Genomic DNA, 16,835 nt, shown 5'->3' on the forward strand with positions numbered 1-16,835 from the left:
TGCTTGGTTTGCATTCCGGCGGCGCCTTACTCACTCGCTAGCATCGGTTAGCGTGACATCGAAGGCGCTTCTTCAAACGTCGTTTCGGGTTCAATCGTGAAAGTCCGTGGTCCATTGGTGAGATACCAGCGCGGTCGGGAAAGAACGATCCTGTTCGGCTATCCGATCGCTCGACAGGGCGCGGGCCACGCCGCGCCGTCGCGTCCCCTGTCAATCGATACCGTCCTGTCGCGCCGCTCGGTGCGACGACACAATGCCGTTTGCGCACCCGACATGCTCGCCGTGCGCACCGACGAAATCGCGTCGCTTCTGCCCTAGCCCGCCTCTCTCCGTTTCCGCCAACGCACCGGTTGCATAGCGTCGTTCGCGTTCGACTGCACGACAGTCGCGCGTCGCCGCCTGCTGTCCGGCGCCTTGCATTCCTTCGCTTCCCTTGACTTGCCGTTCGCATCCGCGCCGGCAAACGACGCGTCACGTCTGCACGAATCGCAGCGCGGCCGTTGCATCGATACGTTGAAAACGCAAACCCCAGGAGATCGTTCAATGAAGACCCGTCAGGCATCCCAACGTTTTTCATTCAAGCGCACCAGCGCTTTGATCCGGTCGATCTGTGCACTCGGCGCCACCGCCGCACTGACCGCCACGCATCCGGCGCACGCAGCCGACACCGCGCTGAACGTGTACAACTGGTCGGATTACATCGCGAAAGACACCGTGTCCGACTTCGAGAAGCAAACCGGTATTGAAGTGAAGTACGACAGTTACGATAGCGACGACACGCTTCAGGCGAAATTGCTGGCAGGCAGTTCGGGTTATGACATCGTGGTGCCGACATCGAGCTATATGGCGCGGCAGATCGAAGCCGGCGTGTATCAGAAGATCGATAAATCGAAGATGCCGAACCTCGCCAACCTCGACCCCGCGCTGATGAAACTGATCGCCGATGCCGACCCCGGCAACCAGTACGGCGTACCGTGGGCGTGGGGCACCGACGGTATCGGTTTCAACGTGCAAGCCGTGCAAAAAGCACTCGGTGCCGACGCGCCCGTCGATAACTGGTCGCTGCTGTTCGACCCGACCTATATGGCGAAGGAAAAGAGTTGCGGCGTCTCGTTTCTCGACTCGGCCGCCGACGTGTTTCCCGCAGTGCTGCAATACATGCACAAAGACCCGAACAGCATCAATCCCGGCGACTATCAGGCCGCTTACGACGTGTTGAAAAAAGTACGTCCGTACATCACGCAGTTCAACTCGTCCGGCTATATCAACGACCTCGCGAACAACGATATCTGCGTCGCATTCGGTTTTTCCGGCGACGTCGGGATTGCGCGCCGCCGTGCATCGGAAGCGAAGCGCTCGTATGAAGTGCGCTTCTCGAACATCAAGGATGCCGGGCTATTGTGGATGGACGTGATGGTGATTCCGAAAGACGCGCCGCATCCGGAAGCCGCGATGAAGTGGATGAACTATATCGAAGACCCGAAGGTCAGCGCCGCCATCACCAACGAAGTGTTCTATCCGACCGTCAACCGCACTGCGCGCAAGTTCGTTACGCCCGCGATCGAGCAGGATGTGAATGTCTATCCGCCGGAACCGGTGTTGAGCAAGATGACGTTGATGCGTCCGCAACCGACCGCGATCATGCGCCTTGAAAACCGTCTGTGGGCGCAGTTGAAGGCAGGCGGCTGAGCGTCGTCGCAACTTGCCTGGATGTTCGCTGACGCGCACGGCGTGACGTAATCGTCATGCCGTGCGCGCTGTCGCCGGTTTCACGTTGTTTCTTTGTCACTGTGTCATTCAACTAGAAGTCACGTCATGCGCATATCGAATCTTGTCGATCTCAATCAGCCCGCCGAAGAAATTGCCGCTTATCGCCCGCAGCCCGACGCGATCGTCGCGGGCGACCCGCAGCAAATCGTTCATACGCACTTTACGAGCCCGTGCGGCCAGTTGCAGTCCGGCGTCTGGGAAGGCGCGCCCGGCACATGGCGAGTGAATTTCACGGAGAACGAATACTGCGAGATTCTCGCGGGCGTGTCGGTGTTACGGGACGAAGACGGCGCGGCACGCACGGTTCGCACCGGCGACCGCTTCCTGATTCCGGCCGGGTTCAAAGGCACCTGGGAAGTCGTCGAATCGTGCCGGAAGGTGTTTGTGTCGGTGCAATTCGACGACAGCGGCCGCGCGTGACGCCATACGTCCGTGGTGCGATCGGCTAGCAGAGCACGACATTGACGGCGAGTCCGCCGGCAGGCAGCAGGACAGCACCGTGATTGAAGCCCAAAGCGGATTCTTCGTGGACACGGCTCTGTATGGGCAAGTGGGTTGGAGTCACCGCGTGCTGACGCGCATCGGACAGGGGGCATCGCACGCGCAGACCGCTGCCGGAATCGACGCCCGGCGGGAACGGACGTGGCGCCGGTCGCGACATGCCGGTTGATCTCGGACCCGGCTTAGGTTATTGACGAGATAATCGACGCGCTCAACCGCCTGCTTTTGCGACCCCGCCGGAGTCACGATGAAACGTCAGCGCCCGCAGTCATCGCATCTGCTTCATCCTCATGGCGATCATCACGGCCCGGCCGAATGGCGCGTGTTCCTGCTGACGTTCGTGCCGGTCGCGCTGCTGATCGTCGTGGCGGTGTCGCTGGTGGTGTGGCTGGTCGATCCCGCGCCGCCGCACACCATCACGATGAGCGCGGGGCCGCGCGACAGTTCGTTCTTCGCGGCCGCGCAAGACTACAAAAAGATTCTCGCGCGCAACGGCGTCACGCTCGACGTGCTGGAGTCGGACGGCTCGCTGCAAAATCTTCAGCGGCTGCTCGATCCGAAACAGCATGTCGATCTCGCGCTGGTTCAGGGCGGCGTGTCGGACGGGCTGGCGACGTCGTCGCTGATGTCACTCGGTAGCGTGTTCTATGCGCCCGTGATCGTGTTTTATCGCGGCCGCGGGCTGACGCAGCTGTCGGCACTGGAAGGCAAGCGGGTTGCGATCGGCCGCGAAGGCAGCGGCACGCGCGTGCTGGCGCTCAAGCTGCTGGACGCGAACGGAATCGAGGCGAACGGCAACACCACGCTCGTGCCGATCGACGGCATTCAGGCGGCGACCGCGCTGGTGTCGGGCGAGGTCGATGCGGCGATCCTGAACGGCGATTCGGCGACGCGCGCGTTGATGCTGCGGCTGCTCAAGGTGCCGGGCATTTCGGTGATGAATTTCGACGAGGCGAGCGCATATACACGGCTCTTTCCGTTTCTCGACGAGATCGATCTGCCGCCGGGCGTGCTCGATCTGAAGCGGCGTATTCCGCCTGAAACGGTGCATTTGATCAGCCCGACCGTGGAGCTCGTCGCACGGCCGAATCTGCATCCGGCGATTTCCGACCTGCTGGTCGAGGCCGCGCAGGAAGTGCACGGTTTGCCGGGTCTGTTGCAACACGCCGGCCAGTTTCCGAGTCCGATTCCGCGCGAATATCCGGTCAGCGAGGACGCACAGCGCTATTACCGGACCGGCAAGAGTTTTCTGTACCGGACCTTGCCGTTCTGGCTCGCGAGCGCGGGCGACCGCACGCTGGTGCTGTTGCTGCCGATGGCCGTGCTGCTGTTCCCGGCGATGCGGCTGATACCGGCGCTGTACCGATGGCGCGTGAGATCGCGAATCTACCGGTATTACGGCGCGCTGATCGCGATCGAACGCGGCGCGTTGAGCAAGGACACGACGGAAAGCGAACGGCGGGCGCTGTTCGAGGAACTGGATGGGATCGAGGAGTCGCTGAACCGCTTGCGGATGCCGCTCGCACACGCGGATGCGTTGTACGTATTACGCGAACATGTCGGGTTCGTGCGATCGCGGCTGAGCGCGACGGCGCGGCAGTCGGGCCACGTCTAGCGGTGGCCCGATTGCCGCGCAACGAGACAGATCAGGCAGCCGGGCTCGGCGTGGACGCCGGTGCGGGGGTTGCTTCTGCGGCCGGAGCGGGGGTTGCTTCGGCGCTTGCTTCGGTGTTCGCGGCGACGTTGGTTTCAACGTTCGCTGCCGCATCCGCGTCGGGCGTCGCTTCGGCCTGTGCAGCCGGTGCTGCGGCGTCGCCTTGCGTCACGGCTTCGGCGGATGCTTCCGCGCCTGCCGCTGCGGGCGTTGCCGCGCCGTCGACTGCGGGCGTGCGCGCAGCCGCGCGTGCGGCGCGATGCGCTTGCAGACGTTGCGCGCCGGCAGCTTCCGTCGGCGAAACACGACCGGCTTCGGCACCCGACAGATCGACGCGGATCGCGTTTTCGACGAGGCTCGTCCAGTAACGCGCGCCACGGCACCACGTCTTGATTGCGTCGCGCAGTTCAGCTTCCGTCAGCGACAACTCGGCGACGTGCGCCTTCAGGTCTTCGAAGATACCGACCTTCAGCGGCAGCTTGGGTGCCGGGCTTTTCGGGAACACCGTCGGGAAGCGCTTTTGCAGGCGGCCGATGGTCCGGACTGTCGGGTCAACCGGCTTCGCATTGGCAGGCTTCGCGTGCGCGGGCTTGCCGTTTGCATGTTTTGCATGCGTGGGCTTCGGGCCCGCGGGCTTCGCCTGAACCGGCTTCGAGTTCGCCGATTGTGCATCGGCGGGCTGTGCATTTGCCGCGGGCGCGGGGCGACGCGCCTGCTGCGGCCGCGGCTTCGCCTTCGGCTTTGCTGCTTCAGCCTGCTTTGCGAGTTGTTTCTTTAATTCAGCGAGTTGTTCGAAACCCATATCCGACAGCCAATAGAGAAGAAACGAGATTGTAGCAGCGCGTCGATAAACGGCTTGTGACAACGTCTGCCGGGATGTAACGGTGACGCGGGCATACAGCATCACGCCATCGCGATGCCCTGCGATGGCGTGATGAAAACTCCCCTACCGGCGCGCATCGACCGCTATGCGCGCTGGATGCGGCGTATCGCCGTCAATGTTCGAGGGGCCGGGTTGCCGGGTCGCTTTCGACGACGTCACGCGTAGCGGACCAGTACGGCTGACGGTTGTAATACGTGTGCGTGGAGAGTCCCCACTGCGTATCGGCCATCGACGGCCAATGATCCTTGTCGAAACCCGGATCGTCTTTCAGACGTTGCGCGAGAATATCCACGTGGAAGCATTTCTGATCCGTATCGAGCGTCAGCGCAGTCCAGGGAATCGCGTGCAGCGTCGATCCCATTCCGAGAAAGCCGCCTTCGGACAATACCGCATATGCAATTCTGCCGCTGCGCACATCGAGCATGATGTCAGAAATTTTACCCACGTCTTCGCCATCCGACGACATCACTTTATTACCGTCGAGCGTCGCTGCGGCCATGATGTCCGGCCCCGGACCGTCGCCCATGCCGCCGCCTACGATGTTCGCGCCGCGTTGTGTGTCGCCTAGCGGATTGATCGAGCCCATGATTCACCTCCTTGAGAAAAATGGTGCATTCGAATCGCGCAAGCGCCATACCCGCCAAACTTTCACACAATATTTAGAAAATCAATTCCGGTCGCGCCACACGTTTCGATTTACGTATCTGTTTTCCGCATGATTCACGGCCTGATTCGCGATGCTGAAAGCTTTTTCAGTTGATGCAACGCAGTACGCACTTTGTTTCAAACATTTTGCGTTGCTTTAAGGATTAGCGGCTCCTAGACTGATTTCGTGCCGCAATGCAGCAAGCGTTTTTGCGATGCCTTGTCGATTGTTCATCTTTCAGGGAGTTCACAGCAGCTATGGTTCAGCCTCCCCTGCAGTCCGGATTCAATTTCTTCAGCGCGTTCCCGCTTTCCGGCGACGCCGCCACGCCGCAGATTCCTTTCGATGTCACCGCGCTGATGCCCGCGCGCCGCTGGCTCGCCACGTCGGCGGCCGGGTATTCGATCGACGCGTGGCAGCGCTTCGTGCTGTACGCCGACGTGATGCGTCAGCGCGGCAACCAGTACCAGACGCATCTCGCGGAACTCACGCCCAACGTACTGGACTTCGAAGCAACCCTCGTGATGGACGGCCGCGATTTGCCGCGTCCGGTGAATTACGGGCTGGTGCGCATCGTCGCCCCCGACGATCTCGCGCCGCCGTCGGAGCGCGTCACCGCCGACCCCGGCCGCCTGCGTCCGTTCGTGGTGGTCGATCCGCGCGCGGGGCATGGTCCCGGCATCGGCGGCTTCAAGCGCGACAGCGAGATCGGCGCCGCGTTGCGGGCCGGTCATCCGTGCTATTTCATCGGCTTTCTGCCCGATCCGGTGCCCGGCCAGACCGTCGAAGACGTGATGCACGCCGAAGCCGCGTTCCTCGAAAAAGTCATTGCGCTGCATCCGGACAGTCCCGGCAAACCGGCGGTCATCGGCAACTGCCAGGCGGGCTGGCAAATCCTGATAACGGCGGCGATGCGCCCGGAACTGTTCGGCCCGATCATCGTCGCGGGCGCGCCGGTGTCGTACTGGGCCGGCTGGCGCGGCAAGAATCCGATGCGCTATTCGGGCGGTCTGCTCGGCGGTTCGTGGCTGACCGCGCTGACGGGCGATCTCGGCAGCGGGCGTTTCGACGGCGCGTGGCTGGTGCAGAACTTCGAGAACCTGAACCCGGCCAACACGCTCTGGCACAAGAACTACGCGCTCTACGCGAACATCGACACCGAAGCGCCGCGCTACCTCGGTTTCGAGAAATACTGGGGCGGCCATGTATTTCTGAACGCGGGCGAAATGCAGTACATCGTCGATAACCTGTTCGTCGGCAACCGGCTCAGCAGCAGCGAGATCGTCACCGCCGACGGCACGCGCCTCGACCTGCGCAAGATCCGCTCGCCGATCGTCGTGTTCTGCTCGTACGGCGACAACATCACGCCGCCGCCGCAAGCGCTCGGCTGGATCACGGACCTCTATGCTGACGACACGGACCTGCACGCGCACGATCAAACCATCGTCTACGCGACCCACGAGAGCATCGGCCATCTCGGCATTTTCGTGTCGAGCAGCACCGGCCGTAAGGAACATCGCGAGTTCATCAGCAATATCGATCTGATCGATCTGCTGCCGCCGGGTCTCTACGAAGCGCAAATGGGCGACAAGACCGCCGCCACCGAGCACTCGGAACTGGTCGAAGGCGATCACGTGCTGTCCATCGCGCGCCGCACGATCGACGACGTCCGCACGATCGTCACGCCCGACGCCGACAGCGACCGCCGCTTTGCAACCGCCGCGTGGCTGTCCAACGTGAATCTCGGCCTGTATCGCAGCTTTCTGCAACCGTGGGTGCGCGCGTGCGTGACGCCGAACGCCAGTTACGCGATGACCATGCTGCATCCGCTGCGGGTTTCTTACGAAACATGGTCCGACCGTCATCCGCTTGCCGGCGTGGTCGAGCAGCAGGCGGAGCGGATTCGCGAAAGCCGCACGCCGGTCGATGCGGACAACCCGTTCCTGCAGATGCAGCGCGTGGTATCGGACGCGATCGAGGCGTCGCTGAATTTTTACCGCGATATTCGCGACGACCTCAGCGAGAAAACCTTCGAGACGGTCTACAGCATGCCGTGGCTTCAGGCGCTGGCCGGTTTCGGCGTGGATCGTGAAGGTCATACCGCCAGTCCGCGGCCGCATCCGGGCACGTCGCCGCAGGAACACGCGCAAGCCATGCTCGAACAGGAGCGGTTACGCGGCGAAATGGCCAACGGCGGTCTCGTCGATGCCGCCGTGCGGGCGTTGCTGTACGTGCGCCACTCGGGCGGCGAAGCCGACGAGCGACGCTTCAATCTCGCGCGGACCTTGCTCGAAACCGTGTCGGATCGCGGCATCCTGTCGTTCAAACCGGTGGTCCGCCAACAGGCCGCGTTGCTGCATCTCGACACCGATGCCGCCCTCGCCGCGTTGCCGTCGATGCTGGCCGGCGCACCGGACGACGACATTCGCGGGGTCGCCCGCGATATGGAAAAGCTGTGCGGCACGACGCCGCTGAGCGACGCGGAAGGCCACGCATTGGCGCAAGTGTTGGCCATTTTCGACGCCGCCGCGAACGCGAAGGAACCACCGAAGACGTCGGCGAAACCCGCGACCAGGCCTGCCCCCAAGGCCGCACCCAAACCCGCGACGAAAGCGGCGGCCAAGCCTGTCACCAAACCCGTCACGAAGCCCAGCGCGAAGCGCACGACCCGCGAACGCCCGGTGGAATGACACGCCGGCTGGCGCGCGCCGGTGTCCGCACCGGCGCGCATCGTCAAGTTCACACCGACCGGAACCCGTCAGGACATCTCTATGCAACCGACGCAGCCACAGCCGCACGCACGCGAAAAATACGAACGTCTGGTCAGCTTCGCGGCGACCTTGCCGCCCACGCCCACCGCCGTCGCACATCCGTGCGATTACGAGTCGCTGGAAGCCGCGATCGAAGCCGCGAAACTCGGTCTGATCGCGCCGATCCTCGTCGGTCCGACCGAAAAAATCCAGGCCGTTGCCGCGCAACACGGCCTCGACCTCGGCAAGCTGCCGATCGTCGATGCGCCGCACAGCCACGCCGCCGCCGAAACCGCCGTGCGTCTCGTGCATGAAGGCAAAGCGCAGGCGCTGATGAAAGGCTCGCTGCATACCGACGAACTGATGGGCGCGGTGGTCGCGCGCGACACGGGTTTGCGCACCGAGCGGCGCATCACGCATTGCTTCGTGATGGACGTGCCCGGTCACGAAGAAGCGCTGATCATCAGCGACGCCGCGATCAACATCGCGCCCACGCTCGAAGACAAGCGCCATATCGTCCAGAACGCCATCGACCTCGCGCTCGCGCTGCGCTTTCCCGAAGCGCGCGTCGCGATTCTGTCCGCGATGGAAACCGTCAATCCGAAAGTGCCGTCCACCATCGAAGCCGCTGCGTTGTGCAAGATGGCCGACCGTGGCCAGATCACCGGCGGTCTGGTGGACGGTCCGCTCGCGCTCGACAACGCGATCAGCCCGCAGGCCGCGCAGATCAAGCACATCGTGTCGCCGGTCGCCGGGCGCGCCAACATCCTCGTCGTGCCCGACCTCGAAGCCGGCAATCTGCTCGCGAAAAGCCTGTCGTTTCTGGCCGGTGCGGACGCCGCGGGCATCGTGCTCGGCGCGCGCGTGCCGATCATCCTGACCAGTCGCGCGGATTCGATCATCACGCGGCTGGCGTCGTGCGCGGTGGCGTCGATGGTGGCGCTGGCGCGTCGCGCGACGCCTGCCGCCATCGTCAACTGAGGAGCCGCGATGGACGTCATTCTGGTGATCAACGCGGGCTCGTCGAGCATCAAGTTTTCAGCGTTTTCGGTGTCGGGCGACACGCTGACGCCGCTGGCCGCCGGCAAGCTCGAAGAGATCTATACGAATCCGCGTTTTCAGGTCAAACGCCAATCCGGCGAAACCATCGAAGACAAGCGCTGGCCCGAAGGCGAGCGTCTCGGTCACGACGCGGCGATCAAGTTCCTGCTCGCGTGGCTCGGCGACCATTCGCAAGGGGCGAATCTGCTCGCGGTCGGTCACCGCATCGTTCACGGCGGCAGCCGCTACACGGAGCCGGTGCGCATCACGCCCGCGGTGATGACGCAACTCGAAGCGCTGATTCCGCTCGCGCCGCTGCATCAGCCGCACAATCTCGCGGCAATCGACGCGATCGCCTCGCACGATCCCGATCTGCCGCAAGTCGCCTGTTTCGACACCGCGTTTCATCACACGCAGCCCAACCTCGCCACGCGCTTTGCGTTACCGCCGGAAATCACCGGGCGCGGGGTGCGGCGTTACGGCTTTCACGGTCTGTCGTACGAGTACATCGCGCGCACGCTGCCGGATTACGACGCGCGCGCTGCGCTCGGTAAAACCGTGGTGCTGCATCTGGGCAACGGCGCGAGCATGACGGCGATGTCCGCGAGCAAGAGCGTCGCGAGCACGATGGGCTTTACCGCCGTCGAAGGACTGCCGATGGGCACGCGTTCGGGCAGCCTCGATCCCGGCGTCGTGCTGTGGATGATGGAAGAGGCGCAGATGGATGCGAATGCGATCAGCGCCCTGCTCTACAAGCGTTCAGGGCTGCTCGGCGTATCCGGCATTTCGAGCGATATGCGCACGTTGCTCGACAGCGACGACCCCCGCGCCGCCGAAGCGGTCGATCTGTTCTGCTATCGCATTTCGCGCGAACTCGGCTCGCTGGCGGCGGCGCTCGGCGGGCTCGACGCGATCGTGTTCACGGCGGGCATCGGCGAGCGCGCCGCCGCGGTGCGCGAGCGCGTCGGCAAGCTGGCGAGCTGGCTCGGCGTGTCGATCGACCCCGCCGCGAACGCGCGTCACGGGCCGCGCATCAGCACCGCCGACAGCCGCGTCGATGTCTGGGTGATTCCCACCAACGAGGAACTGATGATCGCGTTACACACCTTCCACCGACTGGAGCGCTGAATATGGACAAGCTGACCGGCCAGCCGTTCAACGGCCACAAGGTGCTGATCGTCGGCGTGGCAAACGAGCATTCGATCGCCTGGGGTTGCGCGCGCGCGTTTCACGAACTCGGCGCGGAGCTCGCCATCACGTATCTGAACGACAAGGCGAAACCGTATGTCGCGCCGCTCGCGGAATCGGTCGGTGCGTCGATCTTCCTGCCGCTCGACGTGTCGAATCCCGGCGAGCTCGAAGCGGTATTCGACGCGATCCGCACGAAATGGGGCAAGCTCGACGTCGCCGTGCATTCGATCGCGTTCGCACCGAAAGCCGATCTACAAGGCGGCCTGCTGAACAGTTCCGCCGAAGGCTTCGCGACCGCGATGGACATCTCGTGCCATTCGTTTATCCGGATGGCGCGGCTCGCCGCGCCGCTGATGACCGACGGCGGCTCGATGTTCGCGATGAGCTATCTCGGCGCCACGCGCGTGGTGCCGAACTACGATCTGATGGGCCCGGTCAAGGCCGCGCTCGAAGCCAGTTGCCGCTACCTCGCGCACGAACTCGGCCCGCGCCGGATCCGCGTGCATCCGATCTCGCCGGGACCGCTGAAAACGCGCGCGGCATCGGGTCTGAAAGATTTCGATCTGCTGCTGACCGACGCCGCATCGCGCGCGCCGATCGGCGAAATGGTCGACATCATGGACGTCGGCTACGCCTGCGCATTTCTTGCAACGCCTTACGCGCGGCGCATGACCGGCAACACGGTTTTCGTCGACGGCGGCGTCAGCATCATGGACTGACGGGGGTTTCGCGGATGTGCGGCGCACACGCCGCACATCCGCGCGTCGGCCGATGAAAGACTTGTAACCGCCATCTCACGAATAACCCAAAAAAATCCGCGCATATCTGGCGCTTGGACCGTCCGCGCGTCCCTTATCCTGCAACCCAATCGACTTCAACATGTGGGTATTCGGGGTTATGGCAGTTCTGGTTCAAGCACAGTCGCTTTGTCTGTCCGGTCGCTTCGCCGATGCGCTGGCGTTGCTCGCGCCGCTGCTTGCGTCGCCCGACACGGCACACGCCGAACGCGTCAAGTCGCTGGACATCGCCGCCGTCTGCTCGCTTGGCGTCGGTGAAATGGCCGATGCCGAAACCTACTGGCGCCGCGCGATCGAAATCGAGCCCGATTTCATCGATTCGTACAACAACCTCGGCATCATGCTGAAAGGTCTCGGCCGTTTCGCCGAAGCCGAAGCGCTGTTTCGTCAGTTGCTGATGCAGCGTCCGGACATCGTCGAGGCGCACAACAATCTCGGCACCGTGCTGTATGCGCTGAAACGGGTACCGGAAGCCGAACGCGCATACCGTCATGCCATTTTGCTGCGCGACGGTTATGCCGACGCGCGCTACAACCTCGCGCTGCTGCTGTTCCACGCCGACCGACTGACCGAAGCCGAAGTCGAATACCGTCAGGTGCTGCGGCTTCGCCCGGACGCCGCCGAAGCGCACAACAATCTCGGCAATCTGCGTCAGGTGCTCAACCACCTGTCGGACGCTGAAGTGCATTACCGGATGGCGATCGGGCTGCAACCCGGTCTGGCCGAAGCGCATTACAACCTCGGCAGCGTCACGCGCGAAGGCGGCCGCCTCGACGAGGCCGAAGCGGCGTACCGTCAGGCGCTCGCGTTGCGTCCCGACTATCGCGATGCGCAATTCGGTCTCGCGACGCTGCTGATCAGCACCGGCCGTTTCGACGAAGGCTGGCAGCGTTACGAATCGCGCTACGACAATCCGCTATTCATCCACGGACAAACGCGGGCCCTGCTGCACTGCGCGCAATGGCGCGGCGAATCGCTGGCGGGAAAATCGGTGCTGGTGTGGCAGGAAGACGGTCTCGGCGACATGATCCAGTTCGGCCGTTATCTGCCGCTGCTGAAGGCGGCCGGGGCGCGCCATATCACGCTCGCGTGCGTGCCGGCGTTGCATCGGTTGATGGCGAACGTCGAAGGCGTCGATGCGGTGCTCGATCACGACACCGCGCAGGCACAGGCGTCCGGCCACGATTACTGGACCAGTCTGCTGAGCGCGCCGCTGCATCTGCGCACCCGCTTCGACGCGATTCCCGCGCCGCTGCACGTGCCGCACGATCCGGCGCTGCACGCGCCGTGGCAAGCCTCGCTCGATGCGTTGCCCGACGGCGTCAGGATCGGTCTGGTGTGGAAAGGCAACCCGAAGCATCACAACGACGCGAATCGTTCGCTGCCGTCGCTATCAACACTCGCGCCGCTGTGGGAGCTGCCGGACGCGCAGTTCGTGAGTCTGCAAAAAGGCCAGGGCGAGGACGAAGCGCTCGCGGCGCCGGGCGGCATGCCACTGCTGCATCTGGGCTCGACAGTGACGGATTTTGCGGACAGCGCAGCGGTGATCGCACAACTCGACCTGCTGATTTGCGTCGATACGTCGATGGCGCATCTGGCGGCGTCGCTGGGAAAGCCGTGCTGGCTGCTGTTGCCCGCGCGCGATATCGACTGGCGCTGGATGCACGACCGCGACGATTCGCCGTGGTATCCGGAAACGATGCGGCTGTTCCGGCAGGCTCGCGGCGAAACGTGGGCGGACGTGGTGATCAGGATGAAAGCGGCGTGCGCGACATGGCTCGGGGAAACCGTAACGGCGTGAGCCGTCGGACCGTGCGCACCGCCGCGCGACTCAAGGCGCTGCCGCGCGATTCGCGGCCAGCGCCGCCCCCGCCTCTTCATCGGTCAGCGCCGGTGAAATCTTGAACGTCAGCAAGTCGTTCCACTGAAGCACCCAAAGGGAAAGCGCGGTGAGGTCGTCGGTCTCGGCGATGGCCACGCCACGCGATTCACCGATCGCATGCCAGCGCCCCAGCATTCGCACGCCTTCGGGCGGCCGTCCACCGGTTTTCAGAAAACGCTCGGTGGTTTCGCGTTCTCGCGTCGGTTCTCCAGTCCACTGCACCAAAAATCTCATGGCACGCTCCTGCGACAGGTCGTAAGCGGCTTCATCAGTCAGTGAAACAGAAGCCGTCCGGAAAAAGCCCCAAACCTGTCCAGAATGCGATCCGGCCAGGCCGCGATTCAAATATCTGATTAACAATAGATCGCGCGCGTGGCATTGATAGTGGGTTTATCCCGAGTTCGCGAAACGTGCAGATTAAAAAGGTGACAAAGCCGTTTTTCCGCGTTTATTATCGATTCGACTCAATGTTTAAACTAAGTATATTTTTATAAACATCGAACCACGGAACCGATAATTTATGAAACTGCTTACCGCGGCGGGTCATATGCTGTGCGTCGGTTTACTGTTTACGGGATGCTCGACGACCGGCGATGTCAGTCGAAACTGGTCGAGCACAATGCGCGAGCTTGGCATCTATCCGGTTTTTCCACCCAGCGCCGATTATCGCGTCGGCGATATCCGTACTATTCCACTGTGCGAATTCGACGACCGCACGAGTAAATATCAGGGAATCGGCTTGCTGGCTGGATCGATCGAACCGTTCCTGCTAACGGCTTCCAGCACGGACCTGGCTGCTACCCCGGCTCTCAGCCAGACGCTGGTCGATCGCAACACCCACCGCGCGGCATTCCCCGACTATCCGCAGCCCGCCTCGGGCGCAAGTGACGCGGCGACGACCTTTGTCCCGGCAACTGCGCCGAAATCGGGTTCAAATGAATTGCCGTTATCACAAGTGGCATTTCCGGGTTTCGTCAATGTCACAGCGCGTGGCGCAGAAATCTCCGCACTATTTCCTCTTGCCGGACTTCCGGTGCCAATGGGCGCCAGCTTTACACAAAATGCATCCGCGAACGTCAATATTAGCGTCGCCGACTCTTATTCGATGCCAGCCGGGCCATTATTGAAGATTTTCGAATCTCATGAATCGTCGCTATTGCCGTCGAAATTATTTCTCGCAAGCCAGACTGATAAACGACGACCATGCAGCGGCAAACTCGTCGTCACATTAATTAACGAAGTGTTCTATGGCCGCGTGTTCGACGTCACGCTGAATGAAGAGGCCGCTGCCGCATTAAGCGCGTCGATCCAGCGAGCAACCCTTCAGACCGCGACCTTGCCCGTCACCGCCGGCGTCGCGGCCGCGTCGGGCGCGGCCAGCGACGCAATAGCGGCGGCGACTAGCGCTGCCGCATCGGCCGCATCGGGCGTCGCCGTGACGCTTTGGACGGCCACCTCGTCGTCGATCAGTCTGCGACGCACGTATCAGCAACCGATTGCCGTCGGATACCGGGGAATCCGGATGATCTATTCGTTGGGCGCCCGCGGCTTGCAGATTGATGGAATAACCAGTTCGAACGACAGCAACGGCGCCGTCCGTGCTGCCGCACCGGAGTGAAAGCTCGCGTCACCGCAACTGCCTGGCACCGGATCGGGCTGCGGCCAGGAACACCCTCAGCGGATCACGGCACGGACGCGAAACGATCCCACAGATTTCGACGACGTAAGCGTTGATGTCAATCCATGTCACGGCGTGCCAGACGCCATCAAGCGGCGGAATATGGGCGTCCACCTGAATGTCCCGCGTATCCGCGTGGCCGACATCCGCCGATACCTTTTAGAGAGCGTTCCGTTATGCCGTTTGTACGCGTACAGAGAGCCGTCGTTCTGGCGATCGTGTTCATGCTTGGCAGTTGTTCGTTGATGAGCAACGCGCAATCGTTCGACCCGTCGAACGTGCCGCCTTTACCCGACTACAGCCGTCCCGACGCGTGGCTGGCATTTCCTGGCCGGCCGGGTCTCGAACACGCCGCGCCGACAGGCGAAGCGCCCGTAAATGACCATCTGGCGCGTGTGGACGTATTTTTCATTCACCCCACCACGGTCATGGGCGGCGGCATCACCAACGCCCGCTATGACGCGGTTGCGCCGTTCAACGCAGCGGTTCTGGTGCAACAGGTCAGCGTCTTCAACAGTTGCTGCCGCCTCTTCGCTCCGCAATACCGGCAAGCCACCTTGCGCGCATTGAATGACGACCAGGCGGTTGAACTCGCCTACTCCGATGTCTTGCGTGCGTTCCGCTACTACATCGCTCACGAGAATCACGGTCGCCCATTCATCATCGCGTCGCATAGTCAGGGGACGACGCACGCGGTCCGGCTTCTCCAGGAAGCGATCCTGGGCACGCCTTTGCAAAGCAGAATGGTGGCAGCGTATCTGATCGGAGGATACGTTCCCGACAACTTCGGAGACCTGGGCTTGCCGACTTGCGATAGTGCAACCCAGACCGGATGCGTCCTCTCTTACAACACGAGTCAGACCGGCCGTTCGGGCGCGCGGTTTTTGATCGATAGCAAGACGTATTGGTGGCGCGGCGAAAACACACCGCGCGCGCAGCAACCGGCCATTTGCGTGAATCCGTTGACGTGGAACGAGAGCGGGTCCGCACCTGCGGCGGCGAATCCGGGCAGTCTGCCGTTGCTGCGACGCCCAGTCGAACAGAAGCCGGGCCCGCTCGATCTCGCTGCGAATTTAACGGGTGCCGTTTGCCGCAACGGGCTGCTGGAAGTCGATATTCCGGCATCGTCGCCGCCGGGCTTTCACGACAGGTTGAGCGTCCTCACCGGCAGCTACCATCTGAACGACTACGGAATTTTCTATGAGAGCCTTCGTCGCAATGCGCGGCAGCGGGCCGACGCGTGGCTTGCGTCCCGGCACAAACCTTAATCCTCAAGCGATCGACGCCAGACCGCGCTCGCCGTCCGGCACGAACATATAACCGCGTCCACGGACGGTCTGAATCAAGCGCGGTGACGACGGGTCACGTTCGAGGATGCGGCGCAGACGCCAGACCCGCACGTCGACGCCGCGATCGCTGACGTCGTATTCCGGGCCGAGCATCGTTTTCAGCAGACGGTCGCGGCTGAGCGTGCACATCGGTGCATTGACGAAAATCGTCAGCAAAGCAAATTCACCGGCAGACAAGGCCATCGGTTGATTGTCGAGCGTCAGCGCGCGCGCCTGGAAATCCAGCGTGAAACGGCCGAACCTGAACGGCAGACGAACTTGCGGCACGGACGCGGGCGGCGCCGGGCGGTTCCGTCGCAACACCGCCTGAATGCGCGCCAGCAATTCCCGTGGATCGCATGTCTTCGCCACACAATCGTCCGCGCCGCTGTCCAGTCCGACGATGCGTTCGTCGTCGTTCGCCGTGCCGGTCAGCAGGACGACCGGCGTTTCGTCGCCGGATTCGCGCAACCTGCGCAACGCGGACAAACCGCCGACACCGGTTTTCGGCATCGGCGTCAGCACGATCATGTCCGGCCGGTCGCGTTCGACGCGATAAGCTAGCGCACGCACATCGTGCAGCACATGGACTTCGAGCGCCGGGTTGGTCAGATAGCGGCGAAGCGCGTGGCCCAGTTCGGCGTCTTCGTCTACGACAAGAAGGTGAGTCGGCATCGGTTCAGAATAGGCATGCGAAGATGCGTCGATTGCCAA

General features: G+C 62.9%; 14 protein-coding genes. 10 read left to right on the forward strand and 4 right to left on the reverse strand.

The features are described from left to right. Window positions 1-543: 543 nt before the first annotated feature. The 3 genes from PW947_RS00995 (at window position 544) to PW947_RS01005 (ending at window position 3,886) form a co-directional block, all read left to right on the forward strand. Window positions 544-1,689 carry a polyamine ABC transporter substrate-binding protein gene (locus tag PW947_RS00995; protein ID WP_299628847.1) on the forward strand — a complete coding sequence of 382 codons (1,146 nt, stop codon included), beginning with the start codon at window positions 544-546 and terminating at the stop codon, window positions 1,687-1,689. Between the two features lie 126 nt (window positions 1,690-1,815). Further along, the gene (locus PW947_RS01000; protein WP_299628848.1) at window positions 1,816-2,190 is read left to right on the forward strand and encodes a cupin domain-containing protein; all 375 of its coding nucleotides are present in this window, start codon (window positions 1,816-1,818) and stop codon (window positions 2,188-2,190) included. Window positions 2,191-2,518: 328 nt separating this feature from the next. After that, window positions 2,519-3,886: a TAXI family TRAP transporter solute-binding subunit gene (locus PW947_RS01005; RefSeq protein ID WP_299628850.1), complete on the forward strand. Its 1,368-nt coding sequence runs from the start codon at window positions 2,519-2,521 to the stop codon at window positions 3,884-3,886. 31 nt (window positions 3,887-3,917) lie between these two features. Here PW947_RS01005 and PW947_RS01010 read toward each other — a convergent pair whose 3' ends face one another. Then, window positions 3,918-4,727 (reverse strand): ProQ/FinO family protein, encoded by an 810-nt coding sequence (locus PW947_RS01010; RefSeq protein WP_299628852.1) that lies wholly within the window; start codon window positions 4,725-4,727, stop codon window positions 3,918-3,920. A 193-nt stretch (window positions 4,728-4,920) separates the two neighbouring features. Next, window positions 4,921-5,394, reverse strand: coding sequence for a PRC-barrel domain-containing protein (locus PW947_RS01015; RefSeq protein WP_299628854.1), 474 nt, complete (start codon window positions 5,392-5,394; stop codon window positions 4,921-4,923). A 419-nt stretch (window positions 5,395-5,813) separates the two neighbouring features. On the opposite strand from PW947_RS01015, the gene PW947_RS01020 reads away from it, so the two are divergent. From PW947_RS01020 to PW947_RS01040, 5 genes are all read left to right on the forward strand, one after another. Then, the gene (locus PW947_RS01020) at window positions 5,814-8,144 is read left to right on the forward strand and encodes a DUF3141 domain-containing protein (RefSeq protein ID WP_299629284.1); all 2,331 of its coding nucleotides are present in this window, start codon (window positions 5,814-5,816) and stop codon (window positions 8,142-8,144) included. Window positions 8,145-8,225: 81 nt separating this feature from the next. Further along, a complete protein-coding gene (locus PW947_RS01025; protein ID WP_299628855.1) occupies window positions 8,226-9,185 on the forward strand; it encodes a phosphate acetyltransferase in 960 nt (319 codons plus the stop codon). 9 nt (window positions 9,186-9,194) lie between these two features. Then, window positions 9,195-10,373 carry an acetate/propionate family kinase gene (locus PW947_RS01030; protein ID WP_299628857.1) on the forward strand — a complete coding sequence of 393 codons (1,179 nt, stop codon included), beginning with the start codon at window positions 9,195-9,197 and terminating at the stop codon, window positions 10,371-10,373. A gap of 2 nt (window positions 10,374-10,375) precedes the next feature. Continuing rightward, on the forward strand, window positions 10,376-11,155 hold the full coding sequence (gene fabI / locus PW947_RS01035) for an enoyl-ACP reductase FabI (RefSeq protein ID WP_299628859.1): 780 nt from the start codon (window positions 10,376-10,378) through the stop codon (window positions 11,153-11,155). Between the two features lie 178 nt (window positions 11,156-11,333). Then, window positions 11,334-13,034 carry a tetratricopeptide repeat-containing glycosyltransferase family protein gene (locus PW947_RS01040; RefSeq protein ID WP_299628861.1) on the forward strand — a complete coding sequence of 567 codons (1,701 nt, stop codon included), beginning with the start codon at window positions 11,334-11,336 and terminating at the stop codon, window positions 13,032-13,034. A 30-nt stretch (window positions 13,035-13,064) separates the two neighbouring features. Here the strand turns inward: PW947_RS01040 and PW947_RS01045 are convergent, their stop codons facing one another. Beyond that, complete coding sequence (locus PW947_RS01045; RefSeq protein WP_366146080.1) at window positions 13,065-13,460, reverse strand: DUF3303 family protein; 396 nt, start codon at window positions 13,458-13,460, stop codon at window positions 13,065-13,067. A 175-nt stretch (window positions 13,461-13,635) separates the two neighbouring features. On the opposite strand from PW947_RS01045, the gene PW947_RS01050 reads away from it, so the two are divergent. After that, window positions 13,636-14,733 carry a hypothetical protein gene (locus PW947_RS01050; RefSeq protein WP_299628863.1) on the forward strand — a complete coding sequence of 366 codons (1,098 nt, stop codon included), beginning with the start codon at window positions 13,636-13,638 and terminating at the stop codon, window positions 14,731-14,733. Window positions 14,734-15,017: 284 nt separating this feature from the next. Then, window positions 15,018-16,061 carry a DUF3089 domain-containing protein gene (locus PW947_RS01055; protein WP_299628865.1) on the forward strand — a complete coding sequence of 348 codons (1,044 nt, stop codon included), beginning with the start codon at window positions 15,018-15,020 and terminating at the stop codon, window positions 16,059-16,061. A gap of 3 nt (window positions 16,062-16,064) precedes the next feature. Here the strand turns inward: PW947_RS01055 and PW947_RS01060 are convergent, their stop codons facing one another. Next, on the reverse strand, window positions 16,065-16,796 hold the full coding sequence (locus PW947_RS01060; RefSeq protein WP_299628867.1) for a winged helix-turn-helix domain-containing protein: 732 nt from the start codon (window positions 16,794-16,796) through the stop codon (window positions 16,065-16,067). Between the last annotated feature and the right edge of the window lie 39 nt (window positions 16,797-16,835).

Origin of the sequence: Paraburkholderia sp. (genome assembly GCF_028283785.1) — a bacterium.
GTDB lineage: Bacteria > Pseudomonadota > Gammaproteobacteria > Burkholderiales > Burkholderiaceae > Paraburkholderia.

Coding starts and splice junctions, on each gene's coding strand:
- PW947_RS01050 (WP_299628863.1), top strand. CDS start 13,636: ATGAAACTGCTTACCGCGGCGGGTCATATGCTGTGCGTCGGTTTACTG.
- PW947_RS01030 (WP_299628857.1), top strand. CDS start 9,195: ATGGACGTCATTCTGGTGATCAACGCGGGCTCGTCGAGCATCAAGTTT.
- PW947_RS01025 (WP_299628855.1), top strand. CDS start 8,226: ATGCAACCGACGCAGCCACAGCCGCACGCACGCGAAAAATACGAACGT.
- PW947_RS01010 (WP_299628852.1), bottom strand. CDS start 4,727: ATGGGTTTCGAACAACTCGCTGAATTAAAGAAACAACTCGCAAAGCAG.
- PW947_RS00995 (WP_299628847.1), top strand. CDS start 544: ATGAAGACCCGTCAGGCATCCCAACGTTTTTCATTCAAGCGCACCAGC.
- PW947_RS01020 (WP_299629284.1), top strand. CDS start 5,814: ATGCCCGCGCGCCGCTGGCTCGCCACGTCGGCGGCCGGGTATTCGATC.
- PW947_RS01015 (WP_299628854.1), bottom strand. CDS start 5,394: ATGGGCTCGATCAATCCGCTAGGCGACACACAACGCGGCGCGAACATC.
- PW947_RS01005 (WP_299628850.1), top strand. CDS start 2,519: ATGAAACGTCAGCGCCCGCAGTCATCGCATCTGCTTCATCCTCATGGC.
- PW947_RS01000 (WP_299628848.1), top strand. CDS start 1,816: ATGCGCATATCGAATCTTGTCGATCTCAATCAGCCCGCCGAAGAAATT.
- PW947_RS01060 (WP_299628867.1), bottom strand. CDS start 16,796: ATGCCGACTCACCTTCTTGTCGTAGACGAAGACGCCGAACTGGGCCAC.
- PW947_RS01055 (WP_299628865.1), top strand. CDS start 15,018: ATGCTTGGCAGTTGTTCGTTGATGAGCAACGCGCAATCGTTCGACCCG.
- PW947_RS01040 (WP_299628861.1), top strand. CDS start 11,334: ATGGCAGTTCTGGTTCAAGCACAGTCGCTTTGTCTGTCCGGTCGCTTC.
- fabI (WP_299628859.1), top strand. CDS start 10,376: ATGGACAAGCTGACCGGCCAGCCGTTCAACGGCCACAAGGTGCTGATC.